This window comes from Cohnella rhizoplanae, assembly GCF_948329515.1.
Lineage (GTDB): Bacteria > Bacillota > Bacilli > Paenibacillales > Paenibacillaceae > Cohnella > Cohnella rhizoplanae.
Genome location: NZ_CAOJCN010000011.1, coordinates 162,976 through 188,017, shown reverse-complemented (window position 1 = coordinate 188,017; position 25,042 = coordinate 162,976). Strand labels below are relative to the sequence as shown.

The window sequence follows — 25,042 nt, the reverse complement described above, 5'->3', positions numbered from 1 at the left end:
CGCCCTTGCCTGTCAGTAAGTGAAGCTATGAGTATGTACCCACTATTTGGCGGTTACCCAACACTTATCCTTCATTCGACATATGTACACAAGCCGCGGGCGGGACATAAGGCCGAGCAGAACCATGTCTTCGCGAATCCAGCCTAATATATATCGCTCATCCATTATTCATGCATTCGCTATACCGATCAAGTTAAGATTATTTAATGCTTCGCGCTCGCGGTCTCATCTTTTTCTCATAATTCTACCGCCCCGATGACCTTCACCACGCCCCATTCCGATAACCGCTCCAGCACGAAGAACCGTGCCGCTTTCCATTTTATTATGATTCGATTTTTCGACATCATTTCCCTTCTTTCGGGATAAAAAGAGTACTTAGGTCATGGGTTTATCATGGACGAAAATCCATTACAACAAAAAAAGCCTATGCAACGCGAGTTTTGTACTCGTCGTGCATAGGCTTAAAAGATAATTAGGACGATTCTCCGTATCCGGGTATCATCAGCGCCAGGTAATAGTTTTTGGTTTGCCCGTGGAGCGTGCTCACTTCGATCTTAAACGATTGATAGGGTTCATAATAGTTAAAGGGATTCAACATCCGCTGCGTCCCGTCGTGAAGCGTGACGTTCTGCAACCCGATCTCAACCCAGTCTCCTTCGCCCTCCGCGCGGTAGACACGCACCGTCTGGCCTGTCTCGGCAACTGCTTCGATGCCGAACGGCAGGTAGGGCGTCCCTTCCGGTATGAGTATGTCATGCGGGATCTCGATCGACATCTCGCTTGAGATACTGACGTTGTTAAAGCCGCTGCCCGCCGTATACCAGAGCCTCAGCGACGTCAACTCGGGAACCGGCTCGTAGTAGACGCGAAGCGGATACATGATCGTGCCGGAGCCGTTGCTGGCATGCACATAGTAGTTTTGTTGGCGGCCAAAGGCGAACAGGTCGAATGTCGCGGTCAACGCTACAGTACCTTCCGTATTGTTTTCTTGACCGATCACACGTCCGTAATCATCGTAGATCGTCATACGCACGCCCGCCGCCAGCACCGAGCTGAGCTCCAGCTGCTCAATGTCAGCGGGAACCGTCGCATCCCAATCGCCTACGCCTTTATGAACCGCATATGGCTCCCCGGCTGCTTCAATCGCCGGCTGCAGTCCGTAGTCCGATCCATTGCCGTCGAGCTCCTCCGGAATGGGACCCAGATAGTAATGAAACGTAAATTCATGGCGATGGCCTGAAGCATCGGCTATTACGATCGGATAATCGACACTCGAGCCGGGAGCCGGCTTCTCGACGGGAAGCGTGTACTTGTAGGCGCCGAATCCGTCATCCATGCGTTGGAAAGCCGTGCCGCCGCTGGAGATATTCCAATCGGCACCCGATGTTTCAACGACAATACGGAAGTCGGATGTATGCTCCACCTGATCCGCGCTTGTGTTGTACTGCACCCAGTAGTCGCCGCCTGCATAGCGGTTGGCAACGGCGCCCGTATCGTTGCCGCCGTTGTACAGCGTGTACATCAATACGCTCATATCCATGTGAAATATCGTCAGCGCCGCTTCGATGCTGTTGCCGTTCGAATCATGTGCTCTCACTCTTACGGACAGCAGCTCCGGGTGGGCTACCGTGATCGCGGAGCCCACTTTGAGCCTGCCTTCCTCTCCGATCGTGAACAGCGCGTTATGATCGTCGCCCGCCCCTTCCACCAGCTCATAGGAAACCGCGCCGGTGAAGGCAGACGGCTCGAGCACGGTTAACTGACCGACATAAGCGCCTGCCGGTGTCGCTCCGTCTACCGAGTTGCCTTGAAGCGAGATGCCCGGCACCGTGATCCCGACCTCCGCACTTTGGGACCAATAGGTCTGCGTGCCCTCGCCTCCCTCTTCTTCAACCGTGTAGATTGCCCGGTACTGGATTGAATCTTTTCCGGTAAAGCCCTCATTCGGCGTATAGCTCAACGTCGACCCATCGATCTCGTAGCTTCCATTTACCGGAGGCGTGACGACTTCAATCGTCGGAGCGTCCGAGAAGCCTGATGGCAAATGAATCTGCAGTTCGACGCTTGTTGTCTGACCTGCCAGGGCGGTTAGCGCCGCGTTGTCGGCCAGCAGGCCGTGCACGAGCGTCAGCGTCCTCGGAATCAGCTTGTTGTCCGGGGTGCGGACGATCAGACTTACTTCCGTGGACGCAGACAGCCCGTCGTATAGCTCGCCTAGCGGGATATCGTAGGAGCCTTGAGCCTCGCTCTGACCGATCTCCGTTCCGTCGGCGTATACGCGCTCAACCGATCCGCCCGTCACGACCGGCGTAATGATGGCATAGCTGCTCTCCGGACCGATGACCGCCCGACGGCCCGTATTCAACATTGTCGCCACATTGGCGAACTCGTCGAGCAGATTCCATTCGACGCCCATGTCGGCCGGCTCCATGGCTCCTCGCCAGACGACAACCTGATAGATATTGATCATCCCGCCGTGGTAATCGTACGTGTGAATATAAATATCTTCGTTCCAGTAGTTCGCGAGCGAGATCGGATCGTCGTTGCTCGCTAGCTTTTCACCATGCGCCCAAATTTCGAAATGGCCGTCATAATCCCTCATGGACGGGTAAAGCTTGATGCTGTCCATCTGCGTCGCTGCATAATACTGCTGCGGTCCGGTTTTCTCATACGGAATAACTTCGTAGCCGACGGCGCTCGATATTTCCAGATCCTCCAGCGGCATCTCGCCGCGAATCAGGTCGACGTAGATGTCGCTATAGTTGTAATCCTCCGGTTCCACGCTTATATGGATTCCGTTCATGCCTTGCTCGGGCGACAGCAGCCATACGCCGCCGCCCAGATCCTCGATCGGGAAGTTGCCGCTGACCTCGATATTCGCGCGATCCGCCTGCAATTCAAGCCTGACCGTCGATACGTTCTCACCGACGACGGCATAGACGGAACCGGAGCCCTCCCCGCCGGCTTCATCGTACCCTGCATGGATTACAGGGCCATCCGCCGAGGATCCTTGCCTCAACGTCCAACTGTTCAGGCCAATGACGGAAGGCATAGCCCGTACCGACAGCCTGTGCACATAACGTTCGCTGCCTGATGCTACAACGATGCCGGCCACGGTCTCTCCCTCTGAAGGAACGCTTAACGCGAACTCGCCGCCATCCAGCGGTACCGCCGCGCCGTCAACGATGACGCGCTCGACGCTCGCTCCGGCGAGCGCCTCGACATTCAGCGTTACAGCGCTTGCCCCCGTAGCCGCCACGTATTCAAAGGAACGCGTTATCGGATTGAACCAAACGTCGGTCCCTTCCAACGTAAGGCTGGAGAGCTTGAGGGACGGCGACGGCGGCGTTTTCACGACGCGAAGCTTGAAGACGTCCTCTGAGAACTCGTCCGAGATGTGCACATTAAGCAGCGTCTCCCCGGGACCGATCGGGATATCGTAGGTCGCATCTTCGAACGGATGATCTTCCGCGTCCATCACCGTGAGATCGTTATTATAGTCGTACGAATCGAACGATAGGGATGTCGCATCCTCGCCGGCATAGAGAACATACTCTTTATCCGTAGACCATGGCAGGATACTGTAGCTGTTCCAGTCCTGATCGCTGACGTCGAGCGACGTCATGACGGACGAGAAATTACCGGCGCCTCGGCGGATTTTGAGAACATCCCGGATGTTTTCTACGCTCTGGCCATCTTTGTAAAAGTACATTTCGTATCTGCTGATCGCTCCGTCCTGAAGCGGAAGCGCCTGCGTCTGCCCGCTGTAGAACTCGATCTCCTCGCTCCCCCACGGGTAGATCAGAGCGTAATCGTACTCACTCTCATCAAAATTGAGCGTGAGCTGTACGGAATCCGCCGCCTCCGGCACTGTCGCCGCATAAGTGTCCAGCGGTATGCCGTCGTCCCATTGGACCGAATATATCCAGCTCAGCCAAGCGCCGTCGGGCGTTCGCGCCGACCAGTTCGTCAGATGCGGCGGCGTGTCTCCCGATGAAGGCGGCGGCGTATCGTCCGCGCGCGTCACATGAACGGTGTACAGAAGCGGAGCCTTGCCCGCCTCCGCGACCTCGATCTCGATCTGCTTCTCCACGCCCGGGTCTAACGCGATCTCCTCCGACGGCATCCCGCTGACGACCGTCGTACCGTTAACCTTGATCGTGCCCGCGCCTTGCGGCCAGACTTGGATCGTTTGCACGTCAGCCGATACCGTCACGCCTTTATATTCATAGACGCCCGGCGAGAAATTAAAGCCTTGCACATCCGCACCTAGCGCCAGCTCCGACAGGTTCGCCGAGACCGGAACCGTATATTCGGCACTCGCGACCGGGCTGTCCTGAAGTCCGCTCTTGACCGCGATCGCCTTGAACGTAACCGGCCCCAGGATCTTCGGTTTGTCGGCATCACTATATTCTAGGGTCGAGCCGCCTGCCGACGTGCTAGGCTCGCTCCCGTCCGTCGTATAGAAGATATGATCCGCGCCCGCGGATTCGATCGTCAGCTCGCTTGCGTACGGCACGACTCCTCCAGCAGGATTAAAGACGGGCGCCAACAGCGGCGCGGAAGCTCTGTTTACCGTAATCGCATAAGTCCTAGTCGATCCGCTCTGGGCCGTAACGAGGATCAAGATCTCGTTCTCGCCGATCGAGAGATGCAGTTGGCCGCTAGCTTGTCCGCTGGCCACTATATTGCCGTTGACCGTCACGGTCGCATGCGCCTCGGCCACCGTAGGCGTTACCGTCACGCTGCCGACGCCGTAGCCCACGCTTGCTGCGTAATCCGTTACCGATGAACTAAATGACGGATCGAGCGTTAGGCCCTCCACGAACAGGTCGCTCAGATCCGCATTTTGCGAGAGCGGCGCAGCATTGCGCGTCACGCGGATCGTATACGTCTTAGACACCATGCCTGGCGTGGCGACTACGACCGTGATCGTTCGCTCGACGCCTTCCGTCAGCAGAATCGGGTCGGACGATTTGCCGCTCACGACCGGCGTGCCGTTCACCGAGATCGTACCGGAGCCTGTCGGCGTAACCGTCACGCTGCCGATGCCGTTGTCCACTTGAACGCCGCTATAATTATAAATTCCGCTTGCAAAGCCGTACCCGGTAGGCGAGCCGCTCAGCGCCAGATCCGTCAGATCCGCGCTCGCCGCCTGCGTATAGCTCGCGCTGCCGACCGGGCTGTCCGGATAGCCCGCGCGCGTCGCGACGGCCTTGAACGTGACCGCGGCATCGATCGTCGGCTTGCTGCTCGCCGAGTATTCCTTGGTCGTACCGGTGACCGAATGCGCCGGATGGCTGCCGTCCGTCGTATAGTAGATATGCTCGGCGCCCTCCGAAGAGATCGTCAGCTGCGTGCCGAACGCGACCGCGCCGGACGGCGGGTTGAAGGTCGGCGCGGCCAATGCCGCGTTTTCGCGCGTGACCGTCACGGTATACTTCTGCTTGGTGCCGTCTTGTGCCGTTACCTCGACGGTGATCTGGTTCGAGCCTGCGCTCAGCGCGATCGCACCGCTCGCGCTGCCGCTCTGCACGGTCGCGCCGTTAACCGTGATCGTCGCCGCGCTATTCGCTGCGGTTGCCGTCACCGTGACGCGGGCCACGGCGTTTCCGACGCTAGCCGCGTAACTCGTCTTTCCGCTATCGAACTCCGGAGTCAACGAGATAGCGGACAGCGAGAGGCCGCTGAGCGAGGCATTGGATGAGGCCATACGTTGAATCGTGATGGAATAATCCTTTACCGTTTGGCCGTCCGCTGCGCGCACCCGGAAAGGCACGCTCGTATTAATGATCGTGTACGGGATCTCGGCGCCGGACGCGTATTCGTTGCCGCCCAACAGCACCTTGGCCGTTTCGTTGATCGTGTCGATTTTCAGTCTGACCGCCGCCGTCTCGGACGGAACCTTGACCGTCCAGGAACCGTTGCCGGCGGAGACGACTTCATAGGTTGTCGCTCCGTCCGCGCCGGTCGCAGTCAGATTCTTGACTGCCGTCTCGTTCGACATGGTCCGGTTCGCGAACAGCGTGTAAGACTTGATTATCCCGTCCAGCGTCGCTTGGATGACGATCTTGTTGGTGACTTCCGTCAGCGGGATGATATACCGCCAAGAGATCTGATTCGGCAGCACCGTACGCGCAGCCATGAACATCGGCTCCGGCTCGACGTTCTGGCCGTTGACCGCGATGTCCAGCTCCGGTCCCGTCACGGGGACGACCAGCGTCAGGTTGCTCGAGCCGCTCGGAATGCTCAGCGGCGCCGGCGCGGTCGTCGAGTTGAAGTCGATGTCGATCCCGCTCTCGCCGGGGAACACGACGCTGACGTTGTTCAGCAGTTGACGCGTGACCGTGACCTTGTAGACCCTGTTCGAGCCGCCCGGCGCGGTGACGACGAGCGTAATCTCGTTGTCGCCGTAGGCGAGATTAACGATCTGCTGCCCGCCGCTCGGCGCTTGCCCGTTGATCGTGAGCGATGCCGCGCCGCTCTGGACGCTCGCCCCGACGACGATGCTCGTCCGGCTGCTCTCGACGCTGGCAGTGTACGACGTGACGCCTGCATCGAATGCGGGGCTGATCGTCGTACCCGACAGACTGAGCGAGCCGAGATTCGCGTTGGAGGAGACATTTGTATCCGGCGCCGGCGTACTGACCGGAGCGCTCCCGTTGTTATTCGACTTGTCCGTCTCATACTGCTGCTTCTGCTGGTCGTTCAGCTTCTTCAGCAGCTCTTGTTCCGCCTTTCGCCTGGCCTCCTCGAGCGCCTTGCGATTCGCCTCTTCCTGCGCCTGCTTGGCTGCCTCGATGGTCTTGAGCATCGCGGCGTTAATCTTGTCCGCCAGTTCCTTAAGCTTCGCCGCTTCCTCGTCCGCCTTTTTCTTCGCGGCGGCCTCTTCTAGCTGCTTGGCCTTTTTCTGTTTCTCCTTTTCCTTCTCGTTCAGCTGCGACAGTTGATCCTTGTCGAGCCCGAACGATGTCTTCTCCTGCGCCTCGATCTTCTTGATCTGCGACTCTTCGATCTTTTTCTGCTCGATCGCCTGCTTCGCGATGACGCCCAGCAGCTCCTGCGTATTCTGAATAAACTGCTCCAGCTGCTGCTGCAGCTCCGGCGGCACGCCCGTCTGCTTGAACTTCTCGACCGTCTGCCGGTTTTCCTCGTCGATCTTCTCCTTGCTCCGCAGCAGCGCTTCGATGACCTCCGGCGGAGCGTTCTTGACGATCTCCCGGATGTCCACCAGCGTCGTCAGCTCCCCCGGATCGGAGCCGCTCGACGGTTGAAGCGAGATCTGCTGGGTCGGGTACAGGTCCACCGTATTGCGCTCAGTCGCGCCCTTCCCGCCGGAGGCCTCGCCTCCGCTCCCCGTCTTCTCCACGTTCTCCGACGTGAACCGCACGACGCCCGACATGACCGCCGTGTTCGTCCCGCCCGTCGTCGGATTCACGCTCGCGAAGAACGCCGTGCCCCGCACGCCCATGATCGCCGTCGGCGTCTCCAGCTTGAAGTCGTCGTCCGCGCTCTTGATCGACTTGACGTCCACCCAGGCCGTTCCCTTGAGCATGCTGACCTTCGTCACCGTGCCCTTTTTGTCCGACAGCTTGGAAAACGTCAGCGTCGCGTTCTCCCCCACCGTGAACTTGTCGTCCTCCGACGTGCCGTTCGCGAACTGCAGCACCGCCGAGCCCTTGCTCCCGGTGATCAGCTTGTCCCCCTGGTTCAAGCTCAGCTTGGCGAACGCCTTGAACAGCTTCGAGCCCCCGGACTTCTGGACCTGCACGTCCCCGCTCAACTGCTTGATGACCGCGATCCGCGACGAAGACGCGGCCTGCGCCTTCCCGCCGAACGCGCCCGATACCGGCAGCAGCACGAGCAGCGCAGCCAACAGGTACATGCCTAACTTTCGATACATGAACTTCACTCCTACTTTTCTATATACTTTTAAGCATAGATATCAAGCTGCCAATGCAAGAAATCAGTGGAAACGGGCTCTTTGATTATATCTTAAAAACGTTGTTTTTTGTCGATTTACAATCGTTAATTTGCAAGAAATTGGCTAATATAATACAAAAAACTCCCCCGTTCACCCTAGAATGAAGTCGGGAGAGTCCTATTCAAGCAGTGACTACGGTCTTAATAGGACATGCGCCTAAATACTAGGTCGCAAGACCAGCCGATGCCGTCGAGCAAGCCCGTTACGTTAACTGCGATTTCCTCGGTCTCCGGGGTCGTCGTCAGCTCGTACAAGCCGTCGCCGTTCGCCGAATAGGGCATGTCCGCCACGCTCACGTCCGCCTCCGCGCCTTCGGGCAGATTCAGAGCGATCCAGACCTTTTCCGGCAGTTCCTCGAGGCTCGCTTCATAACGACCGGTTGCCGTATCGTACGCAAACGGCACGCTCCACCCCCATCCGGAATAGATCAATCTTGGCGAGACGGGCGCTCCCCGATATACATACAGGCGATAGTTAATCGCATTTCCGTCCTGATCCAGTATCCTGATCGCATAGTCGCTTCTCCCCATAGGCAGCGTCATGCCGTAACTCCCCGCTTCTCCGGTGCCGGAGGGACCCGTGACTACAGCTTCGGCTGCACCTTCTCCAAGTGTCCATCGCAGATCCAGACGATCCTCATTCTCCGGCACGATCAGACGGAACTGGTCTTGTCCCTCGTAAATCCAGGAGACCTCGCGCTCCGGATCTTCGCCATTCGAGCTATGGGCGCTCCATGCAGCGATTCCGAGAGGCTTCAACCCCTCCGCCCCGTAGTAAAGGTGGATCTCGATGCTCGCATCCCTTCCATACGGATCCGTCGCTTCGATCATGAACGCATTGTCCCCCGGCGCGGGCGTAAACGGATACGCGAAGGCCGACCCGACAGCGTCGTAAGAAACGGCATTATCGTTGATCCGAACGGACGAACGCGGACTCGCGCCGGTCAAGTGGAGCTTGAAGTCGCTAAGTCCGGGAGTGTCGTTTACCATGCCCTGGAGAGTTCCGGCAAAGGATTGAAGCGAGGCTTCCCGGTCCACGCCGTCCTGCTTGTATGAGATTCCCGCCGCCATATTCAGCGTCTGGCCCAGTTCCATATCGAGCGTATACGCCAGCGGAGGACCTTCCCCCGAGAGCGGGCGGACGACGACGAATCCGAAGTTCGCCCAATCTCCGTATAACTGCACTTCGTAGCGCCCGGAGCCCTCGGCGTCTTCGTGTACGCGATCGAAGGAGGTGTATCCCCCTTCGTAGACGGCATCGACCTTCACGCTTCCGCCAGGCACGGGTTTGACGTTCACGGCTACGGCGTCGGAGGGCAGCGCGAGGCGGTAGACGCTCTGCTGCGATTCATCCCGGATGAATTCGCGCGGCGCCGCGGAGGCCTCGGGCGGATATTGCACCGCCGTTCCCCGTATGCTCGACATCTCGTAACCCTCCGGTATGCCGTTCCCTCTCCAGATGTGTACGACGCCTTCTTTGGCGCTTGCTTCATAACCGGGGTAATAAGTCCGAATATCGGCGACGTTCCATCCCGCCGAGAGCGGCACTTCATAATAGCCTTCGCCATTCCTGATCGCTTGCACCCGCTTCGGCGGGGCGCCCGGAGCAGCCGGGTCCCTCGCATAAATCCAAACGTCCGATTCGACCGGCCTATCGTAGCTTCCGTTACTGCGAAGCAGCAGCTTCTCATCCTCGTTCCGGACGGATACCGTATAGTCGCCGCCGCCGACCGGCACCAGGTGTACGCTCGCCATGCCGTCCGTTGGCAGATTGGCGGACCATAGCTGCTGCTTGACTACGACATAGTCCATTTCGTAGTAATCCGTTCTGTCATCTTCGGTCACGGAATAATACAACCTGACGCTGTCACCCGGACCCTCTATTGGAAAACTGCCATGCAGCGAGCCGTCTTCCTCCTGGTCGATCGTCTCTTCCCCGAAAACAAGCCGCGCATCCGACACGACAGCCGGATCGAACGCAAATTGCATGTCGAGGCGCGCGTCTTCCTCGTCCGTCACGAACAGGCCGTAATTCTTGCTCTTGTACGATCCGTCCACGGATCCGTACAGATACATCGGTTCGACTATCGTTCCGTCCCATGATATCGCAGTCGACGCGAGACCCTTCATTTCAAAATCGGGAGGCTTGACCCATATGAACACGATCGCGGGCTCCGATTCTTCCCCGCCGGCGATCGCCTTGAAGCGGAAGCTGTCCACGCCCGTGAAGTCCTCGCCCGGCGTATAAGTGAACGCACCGGAGCCGTTCGTGTCCAGCGCCACCTCGCCCGATGCGCCGTTCTCGACGAGTTCATATCTTACCGCCCCAGTGCCGCCATAGCTTTTCAGCGTGCCGGAGACGGGCGTATTGTAGTTGGTCTGCAGGGAATCAGGCAGCGCAGTCAGCGATACCGCCTTGTTGGCGATAAGCGTATAAGTCCTCTCGGCGCCCTCGACCGCGGCAGTGATCGCGATGGTATTGGCGCCTGGCTGCAGCGGTACGTTATAGGTCCAGGCCGACTCGGCGGCGACAAAAGCGAGCGAGGCGACCCTTGCGCCGACCGGGGTTACCGGCAAGCCGTTTACTGTGACCGACGGTTTCTCGGCCAGCGGCAGCTTCAGCGTCAGCGTTGTCGCGTCAGCGGGCACATCGAACGTGGTCGCGGGATTCGCCGCCGTAAAATCGATATGGATCGGCATGCCGCCGCCGATCTCGATCTCTGCGCTGTTCAGCAGGTGGCGCATAGCCGTGACGGTGTACGACCGCGTTGCGGCGCCATTGGCGGCCGTCACAGACAGCGTGATGACATTGTCCCCGTACGAGAGCGGGAGATGAACCGATCCCCCTGTCCAATCCGTACCGTTGATCTTAAGCTTCGCTCCCGGATCCTGCAAGGATGGCGTGACGTCGATCGAGGAGACCTCGCTGCCGAGATTGACCGTATAAGCCGGCAAGTCCGGATGGAACGACGGACTCAGCGCCATGCCGGCTGTCAGCGCGAGACCGCTCAGCCGCGCCTCTCCCGATCCGGGCGTCGGCGTCGGGCCGTTCCCCGTGGTAGGCGTCGGCGTCGGTGCCGGGGATCCGTAAATCCCCGCCTTATCCTTGTTATACTGCTGCTGTTGAACGGGGGTCATCGAATGAAGCAGCGCCGCTTCCGCCTTGGCGGCCGTCTCGGCCGCCGCCCTGCGGTTCGCCTCCGCCTGCGCAAGCTTGGCCGCTTCGATTGTTTGCATTTGCCCCGCCAGCCGCTGTTCCAGCTCCTGCTTCTTAGCCGTTTCCTCCGCAGCCTTCTTTTTCGCCGCTTCAGCTTCCCTCTGCTTCACGGCTTGCTGCTGTTGTATTTGCAGGTCCGTCAGTTCCAGCTGATCCTTCGTCAGATCGAACGACGTTTTCTCCTGCTCCTCGATCTTCTTCAGCTGCGACTCTTCGATCTTCTTCTGCTCGATCGCCTGCTTCGCGATGACGCCCAGCAGTTCTTGCGTATTCCGAATAAACTGCGCCAGCTGCTGCTGCAGCTCCGGCGGCACGCCCGTCTGCTTGAACTTCTCGACCGTCTGCCGGTTCTCCTCGTCGATCTTCTCCTTGCTCCGCAGCAGCGCTTCGATGACCTCCGGCGGCGCGTTCTTGACGATCTCCCGGATGTCCACCAGCGTCGTCAGCTCTCCCGGATCGGAGCCGCTCGACGGTTGAAGCGAGATCTGCTGCGTCGGGTACAGGTCCACCGTATTGCGTTCTGGCGCGCTCTTCCCGCCGGTGGCCTCGCCTGCGCTCCCCGTCTTCTCCACGTTCTCCGACGTGAACCGCACGACGCCCGACATGACCGCCGTGTTCGTCCCGCCCGTCGTCGGATTCACGCTCGCGAAGAACGCCGTGCCCCGCACGCCCATGATCGCCGTCGGCGTCTCCAGCTTGAAGTCGTCGTCCGCGCTCTTGATCGACTTGACGTCCACCCAGGCCGTCCCCTTGAGCATGCTGACCTTCGTCACCGTGCCCTTTTTGTCCGACAGCTTGGAAAACGTCAGCGTCGCGTTCTCTCCCACCGTGAACTTGTCGTCCTCCGACGTGCCGTTCGCGAACTGCAGCACCGCCGAGCCTTTGCTCCCGGTGATCAGATTGTCCCCTTGGTTCAAGCTCAGCTTGGCGAACGCCTTGAACAGCTTCGAGCCCCCGGACTTCTGCACCTGCACGTCCCCGCTCAGCTGCTTGATGACCGCGATCCGCGACGAAGATGCGGCATGCGCCTTCCCGCCAAATGCTGCTTGTATCGGCAGTCCTAGCAATAACAGCGCCAGCAGCGCTAATCCGAATTTGCGAGTCATTTTACACGCTCCGTCATGAATATCGTTCCATATTCCCCATTATAAATTTAGAAAAATGACGAATATATGCGACTTCCCGCACAATTATGGTCATATCGCGTCATTTCATCATATATCGGTCCCGCTGCACTTTTCTGTAACGACCGCCACACAATCGGCTTTTGCGCATCAAAAAGAACCCCGTTCGCCGGATTCGCTCCGACTTACGGGGTTCTCGCTAAGTATTGAATGTTTTTCTTATGCTTTAACCTTGGTCGGCACATTTATGCCTGCGGTGGCGCTCAGCATCCAGATGTGCTTTTGCAGCGTTCCGATCTGCTGCGTCAGCAGGTCCGCCGTCGCCGCGTCGCCGGCTTCCTCCGCCATTTCCTGCGTCTCGTTCAGCCGGTTGGTGAGGAGAATGAAGTCGTCGATGACGGCCTTGACCATGTCGACATCCTTCGTCTCGTCTCCGCCTTCCTTAATGTTCGATTGCGACAGATAATCCTTCATCGTAGATAGCGGCTTGCCGCCGATCGCCAGGATACGCTCTGCCACTTCGTCCAACGACAGCGCCGCGAAGTTGTACAGTTCTTCGAACTTCTCATGCAGCGTCTGGAAGTGGGGCCCCTTTACATACCAGTGGAAGTGATGCAGCTTGAAGTAAATGACGCTCCAGTCCGCCAGGTTTTGGTTGAGGCTGTTCTGAATCTTTGGCATGTGAATCCCTCCCGGTTGGTTAAGCTTGCTCTTCTCTATTTTACCCGGGGAGGCCGCCTTTCAAGCAGCGCGTTGCCATGCAGGGTCGCAAGACCGCCCGTCAATAGGGCTTCGCGTGTGTCTCTACCTGGCCGTTCCCTCGCGCAGCGCCGCGAGATGCGCGGCGATCTTGCGGCCGTGATACCGTCCGCTCTCGATGAAGATCTCGTTGGCGTCCCGGCCCGTCGAGACGACTCCTGCCAGATACAGACCGGGCACGTTGGTCTCCATCGTGTCCGGATCGTGGGCCGGCGGGATAATGCCATCCGGGGCTTCGATGCCCATCGCCCGTAGGAAGCCGCGGTCAGGCCGGAATCCCGTGAGCGCCAGCACGAAGTCCGCCGGCAGCGTCTCCCTGACGACCTGAGGTTCCGTCACATCGTCGAGCGCCGCAGAACTTTGCACCGTCTCTACCGTCACTTGGTCGTATCCGATCTCCACGACCCGGCTCAGCAGACGCAGGTCGATCCGTCCCTTGGCCGCGTAGCTGTCGAAGATCGGGCGCACCCAAGGCTTGATATTGGCGGATACCGATTCCCCGCGATACACGACCGTCACCTTCGCGCCTACGCGCTCCATCTCCAGCGCGGCGTCGACGGCGGAGTTGCTGCCGCCGATGACGACGACGCGCGTCCCCGCGTACGGATGCGCCTCGGTGAAGAAGTGGCTGACGTGCGCGTGGTCCTCTCCCGGGATGCCGATCCGGTTCGGATGGTCGAAGTAGCCGGTCGCGATCACGACCTTACGGCACGACGTCAAGCTCGGTTGTCCGGATCTGCCGACCGACGCGACGCGGAACCCGTCGCCGTCCCGTTCGACGGCCGTGACCGCTTCATACCGTCGAATCCGCAGCTCGCGTCGCTCCGATACGATGCGATAATAGTTCAACGCTTCGAGCCGCGATGGCTTGTCGTTCGGCGTAATGAACGGCACGCTAGCGATCTCGAGCATCGGTGCCGTGCTGAAAAACTGCATGTTGACCGGGTATCGGGAGATCGAATACCCGACGTTTTCCTTTTCGAATATTAAGGGGTTGAAGCCCTGGTCCTGCAGCTCGGCAGCAGCCGATAGTCCGCAGGGGCCCGCCCCGACGATGACGACATCTTCCATTACATTCAAGTCCGCCTTTCCTTGCGATCGTTACGTTTAAGTATACGCCTGCCCGGTCCCGGTGTAAAAACGCAGAAAAACGCCGGGAGGCGGCTGCCTGCGAACAGGTGCCGCCTCCCGGCGTTCAGTGGATAAGTTTATTCTCCGCCGCCGACCCGGATCCGGGTGAGCGCCCGCTGCAGAGCGAGCTCCGCGCGACGGTGGTCGACCTCGGATTGCTTGTGGTTCAGGCGATCTTGCGCACGTTCCTTAGCTTGCTGAGCGCGGTGGACATCGATGTCCGAGCCGAGCTCGGCGGATTCCGCAAGGATGACGACCTTGTCCTTGCGGACTTCCATGAAGCCGCCGTGAACCGCGATGTACTCATCGTTGTTCCCGATCTTCGCCTTGACGGGCGCGATCTTGAGCGGCGTCACCAGCGGAATGTGTTGCGGCATGATGCCCAGGTCTCCGTCCACGCCGCGGGCGACGACCATGTTGACGTCCTTGTCGTAGACTGTCCGCTCGGGAGTGACGATCTCCAAACGTAAGGTGCTCATATCGATACCTCCATCAAAAGCGGATTAGAGCCCTTGAGCGAGCTTCTTCGCCTTCTCGACTGCGTCTTCAATCGAGCCGACGTTGTGGAACGCCGGTTCCGGAAGATCGTCATGCTTCCCATCAAGGATCTCTCTGAAGCTGCGAACGGTATCCTTAACCGGTACATATACGCCTGGCATGCCGTTGAAGGCTTCGGCGACGTGCAGCGGTTGGGACAGGAACAGTTGAATGCGACGTGCGCGCAATACGACGAGCTTGTCGTCCTCGGACAATTCGTCCATACCGAGGATGGCGATGATATCGAGCAGCTCCTTGTAGCGCTGGAGCAGCTTCTTGACGCCTTGCGCGACGGCGTAGTGCTCTTCGCCGACGACTTCCGGCGCCAGGACGCGGGAGGACGATGCCAGCGGGTCGACGGCAGGGAAGATACCCATCGCCGCGATGTTCCGCTCGAGGTTCGTCGTCGAGTCCAAGTGGGCGAACGCCGTTGCCGGAGCCGGGTCGGTGTAATCGTCGGCCGGTACGTAGATCGCTTGGATCGAGGTGACGGAGCCCTTCTTGGTCGAAGTGATCCGCTCCTGCAGTTGACCCATCTCGGTAGCCAGCGTCGGCTGGTAACCTACCGCGGACGGCATCCGGCCGAGGAGGGCGGATACTTCGGAGCCGGCTTGCGTGAAGCGGAAGATGTTATCGACGAACAACAGAACGTCGCGTCCTTCTTCGTCGCGGAAGTACTCGGCCATCGTGAGGCCCGTCAGCGCGACGCGCAGACGCGCGCCAGGAGGCTCGTTCATCTGGCCGAACACCATCGCGGTCTTCGCGATAACGCCGGAGTCGCTCATTTCATGGTACAAGTCGTTGCCTTCGCGCGTACGCTCGCCTACGCCGGCGAATACGGAGATACCGCCGTGCTCCTGGGCGATGTTGTGGATCAGCTCTTGCATCGTGACGGTCTTGCCTACGCCGGCGCCGCCGAAGAGGCCGACCTTACCGCCCTTGGCGTAAGGCGCCATCAGGTCGATGACCTTGATGCCGGTTTCCAGGATCTCCTGCGAAGTCGAGAGCTCGTCGAAAGGAGGTGCCTGGCGGTGAATCGGATTCGCGACGGAACGGTCGACCGCTCCGTTGTTGTCGATCGGATCGCCCAGCACGTTAAATACGCGGCCGAGCGTAGCCGGACCGACAGGCACCGTGATCGGCGCGCCGGTATCGACGGCTTCGGTGCCGCGGATGAGGCCGTCCGTCGAGGACATGGCGACCGTGCGGACCATGTTGTCGCCCAGATGCTGCGCGACTTCGACCGTCAGCTTGACTTCGCGTTCGCCGGTCTGATGAATCTGGATTGCGTTGAGGATGTCCGGCAGATGGCCGTTATCGAACTCGATGTCGACGACCGGACCCGTGACCTGGACAATGCGCCCCTTGCTCATTCGTGTCCCTCCTGTAACTTCAGTCTATATCCGTATCCTTCGCTTCGCGCGGCGGACGGACCGCCGCGGGCGAAAGCTTAGCTCAGTGCGTTCGCGCCGCCGACGATCTCGGCGATCTCCTGCGTAATGGCCGCTTGACGCGCGCGGTTGTACGTCAGGGTCAGCTCGTTGATCCGTTTGGTGGCGTTCTTGGTCGCGTTGCTCATCGCGGTCATCCGCGAACCGAACTCGCTCGCCTTGTTCTCCAGCAGCGCGCTGTACACCAAGGTCTCCGCGTACTTCGGGAGCAGGACGTTCAGCACCGCTTCCGGAGACGGCTCGTACTCGTAGCCGGCGCTAGGTCCCGCTTGCTTGGTCGCGCCGATCGCCGCAGCGTCGAGCGGCAGCAATTGCTTGACCGTCGGCAGCTGCGTGAGCGCGTTGATGAACCGGTTGTAGACGAGATAGACCTCGTCGTACGTCCCCTGCTCGAACCCGCCTACGGCCGCCGAAGCGATCGCTTTGACGTCGGCGAACTTCGGAGAATCCGGTACGCCGATGACGTCCTGGACGACCGCATAATCGCGGCGTTTCAGATAGTCGCGGCCCTTGCGTCCGATCACGAACAGATCGTACTCCGCCTTGGACTTGTGCTTGCTCTTCAGCGTGTCCACGAACTTCTTCAGCAGACCGCTGTTGAGACCGCCCGCCAGACCGCGGTCGGAAGTAAAGACGATATAAGCCGTCTTTTTCACCTCGCGGGATTGGAGCATCGGGTGCTTGACGCTGCCTCCGCCGCCGGCGATGCTCGAGACGACTTCCTTGAGCTTGTCGGCATACGGCCTGCCCGCGAGCGCCGCGTTCTGCGCGCGCTTGAGGTTCGCCGCAGCGACGAGCTCCATCGCCTTGGTGATCTGCTTCATGTTCTGCGTGCTCTTGATCTGACGCTTAATCTCGCGCATCCCTTTAGCCATTCATGTCACCACCTTATTGTCCGCGCCGGGCGACCTCGCGGTCGCGCGACGGCGCGGAAGCTTCTATGGCCGAAGCCTTCGCTCTTAAGCGGTCGTAGCGAAGCTCTTCTTGAAGGCGCCGATCGCTTCGACGAGCGCCTTGTCGTTGTCGGGCAAAATGTCCTTCGTATCGCGGATGGACGCCAGGATCTCGGGGCGCTGCGCATCCAGATAGCTCAGGAACTCGGATTCGAAGCGGCGGATGTCCTGCACCGGCACGGTGTCGGCGTGGCCCTTGGTGACCAGGTAAAGGGAAACGACCTGGCGCTCCAGCGGCATCGGTACGTTGATGCCTTGCTTCAGAATCTCGAGGGTACGGATACCGCGGTCGAGACGGGCTTGCGTAACCTTGTCGAGGTCGGAGCCGAACGCTGCGAACGCAGCCAGCTCGCGGTATTGGGCGAGGTCGGTCTTGAGCGTGCCCGCGACCTTCTTCATCGCCTTGGTCTGCGCGGACGAGCCTACGCGGGATACCGAGTTACCGACGTTGACCGCCGGACGCTGACCGGAGTAGAACAGGTCCGCCTCGAGGAAGATCTGGCCGTCGGTGATCGAGATGACGTTCGTCGGGATGTAAGCCGAGATGTCGCCGGCTTGGGTCTCGATGAACGGCAGCGCGGTGAGGGAACCGCCGCCGAGCTCGTCGTTCAGCTTGGCCGCGCGCTCCAGCAGACGGGAGTGCAGATAGAATACGTCGCCCGGATAGGCTTCGCGGCCCGGAGGACGGCGGAGCAACAGGGACAACTCGCGATATGCTGCGGCTTGCTTGGTCAAGTCATCATAGATGATCAGGACGTGCTTGCCGTTGTACATGAATTCTTCGCCCATAGCGCAGCCGGTGTACGGCGCGATGTAGAGCAGCGGGGACGGCTCGGACGCGCTCGCCGTGACGACGATCGTATAGTCCAGCGCGCCTTGGCGGCGGAGGGACTCGACGACGGTACGGACGGTCGATTGCTTCTGGCCGATGGCGACGTAGATACAGATGACGCCATTGCCCTTTTGGTTGACGATCGTGTCGATCGCGATCGTCGTCTTGCCGGTCTGGCGGTCGCCGATGATGAGTTCCCGCTGGCCGCGGCCGATCGGGATCATGGCGTCGATCGCCTTGATGCCGGTCTGCATCGGCTCGAATACGGACTTACGGGCCATGACGCCCGGAGCCGGGGATTCGATCGGACGGAACTTCGTCGTGGCGATCGGACCGTTGCCGTCGACCGGCTGGCCCAGCGCGTTAACGACGCGGCCGAGCATGGCTTCGCCGACCGGCACTTCCATGATGCGGCCCGTGCGCTTGACTTGGTCGCCTTCGCGGATGCCGGTGTACGGGCCCAAGATGACGACGCCGACGTTGTCTTCTTCGAGGTTGAGGGCCATGCCCACGACGCCGTTCGAGAATTCAAGCAGCTCGCCGGCCATCGCTTTTTCCAATCCGTGGACGCGAGCTACGCCGTCGCCGACCGTGATGACGGTACCGACGTCAACGACTTGGATATCGGATTGATAGTTCTGAATCTGCTGCTTGATCAGCGTGCTGATTTCTTCAGGACGGATACTCAATTCGTTCACCCCTGTCTCCTACTTACGTGATACATGCGTATATTACAGACTGGCTTGAAGTTCTTTGGACAGACGGCTCAGCTTGCCGCGCAGGCTGCCGTCGTAGAGCGTGTCGCCGATGCGGACGGTAATGCCGCCGAGCAGCGACTCGTCGACTTCGCCGATGACGCGCACGTTTTTGCCGATGACCGCGGCGAAGCGCGTCGCGATCTCTTCGGATTGCTCGGGCGTGAGCGGCTTGGCCGAGGTGACCACGGCGTCGGCGCGTCCGAGGACGCCGCCGGCGACGGACATATAAGCGTCCAGCACCGCTGGAATCTCGGTCTCGCGGCCGCGCTCGATCAGCAGGCAGACCGTGTTCAGCACGATCTGCGACACCTTGTCGCCGAACGTGCCGCGCAGCAGCGCGATTTTCTTGTCCAGCGTGATGTTAGGGGCCGACAGGAAGGCGCGCAAGTCAGCGTTCGCTTCGATCGCGTCCGCGACCAGCTTCAGCTCGTTCTCCGTGTTGGCTACGGCGTCTTGCTCGCGCGCCAGATCGAAGAGCGCCCTGGCGTATCGTTTGGCTACGACCGTGCCGCGGCTCATGACGACTTACCTACGTCTTTGAGATACTGATCGACCAGTTCGCCTTGAGCGCTTGCGTCGACTTGTTTCTCGAGGATCTTGCTGGCGATCTGTACGGACAGGCCGCCGACTTCGGATTTGAGCGACGCGATCGCCTTGTTCTTCTCGGCTTCGATGTCGCGTACGGCCTCTTCCTTCAGGCGGCTGGATTCGCCGCGAGCCGCGGAGATGATATCGTCCGCCTGCTTGGAGCCGGTCGACTTCGCTTGCTCGATAATATCATAGGCTTCCTTGCGCGCTTGCTGCAGCGATTGCTTCTGCTCTTCGAGGAAACGCTCGCTCTCGGTGCGGTTGCGCTCGGCCGTGTCGATCTGTTCCTTGACGAGCTGACGGCGCTTCTCCATGATGCCGAACAGCGGACCGAAGGCGTACTTCGACAGCAGCAGGTACAGAATGCCGAATGCGATGACTTGAATAAAAAAGTTGGTCCATGTGATGGTCAACGATAGCCACTCCTTTCACTCAAAAACTGTCGATCGAATGCGTGTTGGCCCTCTTGCATAAGGAAGGCGTGGAGGCAAGTGGCTCTCCGCGCCTAAACTTATCAATGAAATTGCTTATTGAGCCATGAAGATGAACGCGAGGACGAGGGAGATGATCGGCAGTGCTTCTACCAGACCTACGCCGATGAACGCCGTGGTTTGCAGGGCGCCGCGCAGTTCAGGTTGACGCGAGATGCCTTCGACCGTCTTGGAGAAGATCAGACCGTTACCGATACCTGCGCCGAGCGCGCCAAGGCCGAACACGATTGCAGCTGCCAACAGACCGTAAATTTCCATTTGTGAATATCCTCCTCGAATTGGGTACTTTGGGATTAATGATCTTCTTCGTGAATGCTAGCCTGACCGATATAAACCATGGTCAGCATCGTAAATACGAACGCCTGGATGGCGCCTACGAATATACTGAAGCCCTGCCAGACGAGCAGCGCCGGAATACCGACCCAGCCCATGCCAAGGATAACGCCGATCATGACTTCGCCGGCGTAGATGTTGCCGAATAGCCGGAGACCCAGCGTCAGCGGCTTGGCCACCGTCTCGATCAGGTTGATCGGAAGGAAGAACGGCCACGGCTCGAAGTAATGCTTGAGGTAATGCTTGCGGTTGTGGCGGAATCCCTGGATGTGCGAGATCGCGATGACGGTAAGGGCGAGTGCCATCGTCATAGCGGCGTCTGCCGTAGGAGACTTCCACCATGCGAAGTGGGCCTCTTCTTCTCCGTCCATGAACAGATCCATGCCGAGGAACGTCGCGTGACCGTGATGCGCTTCGGTGATGATGTTGAACGGAAGGCCGAGCATGTTGCCGATGAAAATGTAGATGATCAGCGTAAGACCGAGGCTCAGGTAGACGCGACCCCGCTTGAAGTCTGTCGCCATCCCGATGATGTTGCTGACGAACTCGACGACCCATTCCATGAAGTTCTGCAGCTTGCCGGGATTGTCCACGGACAGGTTGCGTACGGACAGGCGCGCGAGTGCGAATGCGACGATGCTGGTCACGATGACCATGATGATGGCCGCAAGGTCGAACTTCACACCGCCGAGAATGACGATTGGCGCTAAGTGATCCATGTTAGTGCTTTTCACCCCTTTCATCGGTGGCGTTGCCGCCTGTGCGGCGTCTGGACAAGATACCCAGTAGGAGTGTTGCCATCGGCGCCGCGATTAATCCCGCTACGGTAGCCGGGAGGTTGAACTCTAGCAGGCGGACCGATACGTACGCGGCGAGCAGCGCCAGCGCGGCCCGAGAGAGGAAGCCGAACCCCGAACGGGGCCGTCGTCCGCCCGAAGCGGCGTCGCCGATCCGAACGGTCTTCCAAGCCAGATGCCAGGCGACGAGCAAGCTGCCGATCGCACCGATCAGAAATCCTCCGAAGACCGTCTTGTAAGCGGGCAATATCACCCACCCCAGACATCCCATGGACAAAAAAAAGAACGTAATACGGGAAACCTTCTTCATCAAAGCAGGCAAATCGTCCATCATTTGCCCCTTCCCTTGACGGCGTACTTCCGAATGAGGCCTACGGCCGATCCGATGCCGGCGACGAGGCCGACGACAAGTCCGACCAGATACCAAGTTGAGGTGCCGCGGTTGCCGTCAACGACGGATCCGATCCACCATCCCAGGCCGACGCACACGGCCAGTTCGGCCCCGATAGCGGTGACGAGCCCGGCTGCGCGCCACGGATTCTCGTCCGGCGGCAGAGGCGGTTTACGTTCGGATTCGGGCATGGACATCCGCTCCTTTGATCCCATCAACAAGAAAATAGGCCAAAAGTAAGCCCTTTCTTCCTAATGGTTCAGGTAATATTGTATCCTTGGCCGATGGGATTTGTCAATTCGCATAAATTCAAACATTATGTGAACGCAATGCCGCCAAACCCTTGATAAATCTGGATTCTTCGGGGTTCTAAACCGTACAGTTGCGCTGTACGCTGTAGACAATTGCGCGCTTCGGCACTGCGCCGGCCGACCGGATCCGCCAGCATGCGCGGGGCCGGTGTCAGAAATTGGCCGGCGCCCCGAGGCAGAAAAGCGGCCGCGCCGCCCCGGACTATCGAAACCCCGAAGCGGAACCGCCGCCGCGCCCCGTCAACCTTCGAAAGCCGACGGCCGCTCTCCTCTGCCGAAGTGATGCAGGATCGCCTGCGCGATCCGCCGGGAAGCCTGCCCGTCTCCGTATGGATTCGCCGCGCGGCTCATACGGCCGTACAGCTCCGGATCGGTGAGCAGGGCGCTCGCCCTGTCGAAGATCAGATGCTCGTCCGTGCCTACGAGCTCCAGTGTTCCGGCGCCGACGCCCTCCGGACGCTCCGTCGTATCCCGCAGCACCAGCACGGGCACGCCGTAGGACGGCGCCTCTTCCTGAAGCCCGCCCGAGTCGGTCAGAATCAGATGCGTGTGTTTATAGAAGTTATGCAGCTCGACGACGTCGAGCGGATCGATCAGCCGAATGCGCGGATGGTCGCCCAGGAGTTCCTCGGCCGGCCCTTTGACGGCGGGATTCGGATGCACGGGGTAGACGATCGCGACGTCCTCGTGCGCTTCGGCCAGCTTGCGGACCGCGCGGAAGATGTGCTGGTGCGGTTCGCCCAGGTTCTCGCGACGGTGTGCCGTCATGAGGATAAGGCGCTTGCCGTTCGCCCACTCGAGCACCGGGTGCGAAAAGTCGGGCTTCACCGTATATTGGAATACGTCCGTCACCGTGTTGCCCGTGACATAGATCCGGTCCTCCGGCTTGCTCTCCTTGCGCAGGTTGCCCGCCGACCATTGCGTCGGCGCGAAGTGCGCGTCCGCCAGCACGCCGGTCAATTGACGGTTCATCTCCTCCGGGTACGGAGAGAGCTTGTTCCAGGTGCGCAGCCCCGCCTCGACGTGGCCGATCTGGATCTGCTGCAAGAAAGCGGCGTAGCTCGCCAGGAAGCTCGTCAGCGTGTCGCCGTGCACCAGCACCATGTCCGGTTTGGCTTCGGCCAGGATCGGCTCGAGCCCCTGCAGGACGCGGATCGTAATCTCGTTCAGCGTCTGTCCGACCTGCATGACGTTCATATCGTAGTCCGGCCGGATGCGGAAAATGTCCAGCACCTGGTCGAGCATCTGCCGGTGCTGCGCGGTGACGCATACGGTGGATTCGATCAGTCCGGGGTATTTCTGCAGCTCCAGCACGAGGGGCGCCATCTTGATCGCTTCGGGGCGCACGCCGAAGATCGACATAATCTTAATCGGTTTCACAAGTCCGTTCCTCCCACAAGCCTGGCTCGTCTTTATTTGGTTCCGTACAGCCGGTCGCCCGCGTCTCCGAGGCCCGGCACTATGTATCCGTGTTCGTTGAGATGAGTGTCCAGCGCCGCCACGAAGATATCGATCTCCGGATGCGCCTCCTGTACGGCCTTGACCCCTTCCGGGGCCGCGATCAGGCACATCAGCTTGGTCGGCTTGCAGCCGCGCTGCTTCAGGATCGAGATCGCCGCGTTGGCCGATCCGCCCGTCGCGAGCATCGGATCGAGCACGATGAGCTCGCGCTCCGCCACGTCGGTCGGCAAGCTGACGTAGTACTCGACCGGCTGGAGCGTCTCTTCGTCCCGATACAGCCCGATATGGCCCACGCGCGCGGAAGGCAGGAGCTTGAGCACGCCGTCGACCATGCCGAGGCCGGCGCGCAGGATCGGGATCAGACCGACCATTCTGCCCGCGATGATCCGCCCCTCGGCCTCTACGACCGGGGTCTGCACCTTCGCTGTCGTTAACGGAAAGTCGCGCGTCGCCTCGTATGCCATCAGCGTCGAGATCTCGTCCACGAGTTCCCTGAATTGTTTGGTTTCCGTCGTTTTATCTCGCAGGTAAGTCACTTTATGCTGAATCAGCGGGTGGTCGCATACATGCAAGCGCCCCATGGTGTTCCTCTCCTTTGTCCGTTCGGATGCCCGTCCATTATATCATTGTCTCCCCCTCGGCGCATCCATGCCCCGGCGAGGCGATTCCTCCGCTTTTGCATGCGCAGGATCTCTACAAGGGACGCCCTCGCGCGCCGATATATATGTCAGAAACGACAAGGGAGGCGTGTTGAATTGAAAAAGACAAAGAAAGCTTTATCGGCGCTGGCGGCAGGTGCGCTCGTGCTGGCGATGCTCGGCGGAAGCGCGGGCGCGGCTTCATCCGATGCGACGGCCGAAGCCAAACTTAAGGCGCTGATCGAAGCCGGCATCATCGCCGGCGACCAGAAGGGCAACCTCAATCTGAACGACAATATCACGAGAGCCCAGCTCGCCGTCATCATGGTCCGCGCGTTCGGCCTGGAGACCGAGGCCAAACTGCCCGTCAAGACGTCCAGCTTCTCCGATGTCGCGCCGGGCTCCTGGTACAGCGGGTACATCGCCGCCGCCAAGGATCTGATCGAGGACAACGGCTACACCCTAGGAACGGGGGGCGGCAAGTTCAACCCCAACGGCAACGTCACATCGGCGGAAGCGGTCGCGCTGCTGTGCAAATTCCTGGGCGTCGAGCCGAGCTCCGCAACGTCCGATTGGGCCGCCGCCTACGTCAAAGCTGCGTTGGAGAAGGGCATTCTGGACGCCGATACGGCCAAGGGGATCAGCAAGACCAAGCCTGCCACACGCGAGACCGTCTTCTCGTACGCGAATACCGCGTTCGGCGCGGTCAAGGACAAGGACGGCAAGACGGTGTACGATAAATTAAAAGAAGGCGTAGGTAGCGGCGTCTACGATAAAAAGGAGAGCGGCACCGCGCCGTGACGCGGGTTCCCTCCTACTCGATCCTCCCTTTTTCCACTCATTCGGGCATTCGTCACCCCTGGGCCTTCCTCCGCATAGGCTGATGGCATGAAGCCCAGGGAGGAATGAGCATGACCTCGAAAAACAAGGCCGCGGACGCCGCGCATCTCTACGAAGCCGATCAGGATTGGGTCGGCAGCGCGAAGCAGATCCGCCAGAAGCTGTCGGACGTGTGCGGACGCCATCATAATCGCAGCGTTCGCGTGCAGACGATCGACGGCCAGATCTATGAAGGAACCGTACTCGGCGTCGACGGGTGCCATCTTCATCTGGCCGTAACGCCTAGCGCGATGGACGCCCGCTTTTTCGGACCGTTCGCCGCGAACTCGATCCTCACGCTCGTGCTGTACGAACTGCTCGTCATCACGCTGCTCATCTGACCGGCCTGCAGATCCCGCCCCCCGCCGAGGGTGCGGGATTATTTTCATTCATGATTTTCCCTCGCCG

The 25,042-nt window shown here is 59.9% G+C and carries 18 protein-coding genes; 2 read left to right on the top strand and 16 right to left on the bottom strand.

Annotated elements, in window-relative coordinates; all coding sequences use genetic code 11:
- Positions 1 to 472: 472 nt before the first annotated feature.
- The 16 genes from PQG80_RS17400 to upp all read right to left on the bottom strand — a co-directional run bounded on the left by PQG80_RS17400 (position 473) and on the right by upp (position 23,698).
- Positions 473 to 7,903, bottom strand: a complete 7,431-nt coding sequence (locus PQG80_RS17400; protein ID WP_271752696.1) for a cadherin-like beta sandwich domain-containing protein — start codon at positions 7,901 to 7,903, stop codon at positions 473 to 475.
- A 221-nt stretch (positions 7,904 to 8,124) separates the two neighbouring features.
- A complete protein-coding gene (locus PQG80_RS17395; protein WP_271752695.1) occupies positions 8,125 to 12,306 on the bottom strand; it encodes a cadherin-like beta sandwich domain-containing protein in 4,182 nt (1,393 codons plus the stop codon).
- A 237-nt stretch (positions 12,307 to 12,543) separates the two neighbouring features.
- Positions 12,544 to 13,005, bottom strand: a complete 462-nt coding sequence (locus tag PQG80_RS17390) for a Dps family protein (protein ID WP_271752694.1) — start codon at positions 13,003 to 13,005, stop codon at positions 12,544 to 12,546.
- A gap of 123 nt (positions 13,006 to 13,128) precedes the next feature.
- Positions 13,129 to 14,154, bottom strand: coding sequence for a YpdA family putative bacillithiol disulfide reductase (locus tag PQG80_RS17385; RefSeq protein WP_271752731.1), 1,026 nt, complete (start codon positions 14,152 to 14,154; stop codon positions 13,129 to 13,131).
- Positions 14,155 to 14,291: 137 nt separating this feature from the next.
- Positions 14,292 to 14,693, bottom strand: a complete 402-nt coding sequence (locus tag PQG80_RS17380; protein WP_271752693.1) for a F0F1 ATP synthase subunit epsilon — start codon at positions 14,691 to 14,693, stop codon at positions 14,292 to 14,294.
- Between the two features lie 24 nt (positions 14,694 to 14,717).
- Positions 14,718 to 16,124, bottom strand: a complete 1,407-nt coding sequence (atpD, locus tag PQG80_RS17375) for a F0F1 ATP synthase subunit beta (RefSeq protein ID WP_271752692.1) — start codon at positions 16,122 to 16,124, stop codon at positions 14,718 to 14,720.
- Between the two features lie 77 nt (positions 16,125 to 16,201).
- The gene (atpG, locus tag PQG80_RS17370) at positions 16,202 to 17,077 is read right to left on the bottom strand and encodes an ATP synthase F1 subunit gamma (protein ID WP_271752691.1); all 876 of its coding nucleotides are present in this window, start codon (positions 17,075 to 17,077) and stop codon (positions 16,202 to 16,204) included.
- 84 nt (positions 17,078 to 17,161) lie between these two features.
- Complete coding sequence (gene atpA / locus PQG80_RS17365) at positions 17,162 to 18,676, bottom strand: F0F1 ATP synthase subunit alpha (protein ID WP_271752730.1); 1,515 nt, start codon at positions 18,674 to 18,676, stop codon at positions 17,162 to 17,164.
- 42 nt (positions 18,677 to 18,718) lie between these two features.
- Positions 18,719 to 19,264 (bottom strand): F0F1 ATP synthase subunit delta, encoded by a 546-nt coding sequence (locus PQG80_RS17360; RefSeq protein WP_271752690.1) that lies wholly within the window; start codon positions 19,262 to 19,264, stop codon positions 18,719 to 18,721.
- A complete protein-coding gene (gene atpF, locus PQG80_RS17355; protein WP_271752689.1) occupies positions 19,261 to 19,746 on the bottom strand; it encodes a F0F1 ATP synthase subunit B in 486 nt (161 codons plus the stop codon). The genes PQG80_RS17360 and atpF overlap by 4 nt, the downstream gene beginning before the upstream one ends.
- A gap of 114 nt (positions 19,747 to 19,860) precedes the next feature.
- Positions 19,861 to 20,082, bottom strand: coding sequence for a F0F1 ATP synthase subunit C (gene atpE, locus PQG80_RS17350; protein ID WP_217593072.1), 222 nt, complete (start codon positions 20,080 to 20,082; stop codon positions 19,861 to 19,863).
- Between the two features lie 35 nt (positions 20,083 to 20,117).
- The gene (gene atpB / locus PQG80_RS17345) at positions 20,118 to 20,876 is read right to left on the bottom strand and encodes a F0F1 ATP synthase subunit A (protein WP_271752688.1); all 759 of its coding nucleotides are present in this window, start codon (positions 20,874 to 20,876) and stop codon (positions 20,118 to 20,120) included.
- 1 nt (position 20,877) lies between these two features.
- Positions 20,878 to 21,264, bottom strand: a complete 387-nt coding sequence (locus PQG80_RS17340; RefSeq protein ID WP_271752729.1) for an ATP synthase subunit I — start codon at positions 21,262 to 21,264, stop codon at positions 20,878 to 20,880.
- A 20-nt stretch (positions 21,265 to 21,284) separates the two neighbouring features.
- The gene (locus PQG80_RS17335; RefSeq protein ID WP_271752687.1) at positions 21,285 to 21,536 is read right to left on the bottom strand and encodes an AtpZ/AtpI family protein; all 252 of its coding nucleotides are present in this window, start codon (positions 21,534 to 21,536) and stop codon (positions 21,285 to 21,287) included.
- 360 nt (positions 21,537 to 21,896) lie between these two features.
- The gene (wecB, locus tag PQG80_RS17330) at positions 21,897 to 23,036 is read right to left on the bottom strand and encodes a non-hydrolyzing UDP-N-acetylglucosamine 2-epimerase (RefSeq protein ID WP_271752686.1); all 1,140 of its coding nucleotides are present in this window, start codon (positions 23,034 to 23,036) and stop codon (positions 21,897 to 21,899) included.
- Between the two features lie 32 nt (positions 23,037 to 23,068).
- On the bottom strand, positions 23,069 to 23,698 hold the full coding sequence (gene upp / locus PQG80_RS17325; protein WP_271752685.1) for a uracil phosphoribosyltransferase: 630 nt from the start codon (positions 23,696 to 23,698) through the stop codon (positions 23,069 to 23,071).
- Positions 23,699 to 23,872: 174 nt separating this feature from the next.
- On the opposite strand from upp, the gene PQG80_RS17320 reads away from it, so the two are divergent.
- Together PQG80_RS17320 and PQG80_RS17315 are read left to right on the top strand one after the other, a co-directional pair.
- A complete protein-coding gene (locus PQG80_RS17320) occupies positions 23,873 to 24,556 on the top strand; it encodes an S-layer homology domain-containing protein (RefSeq protein ID WP_271752684.1) in 684 nt (227 codons plus the stop codon).
- Positions 24,557 to 24,666: 110 nt separating this feature from the next.
- Positions 24,667 to 24,975, top strand: a complete 309-nt coding sequence (locus PQG80_RS17315; RefSeq protein ID WP_271752683.1) for an LSm family protein — start codon at positions 24,667 to 24,669, stop codon at positions 24,973 to 24,975.
- Positions 24,976 to 25,042: the final 67 nt, after the last annotated feature.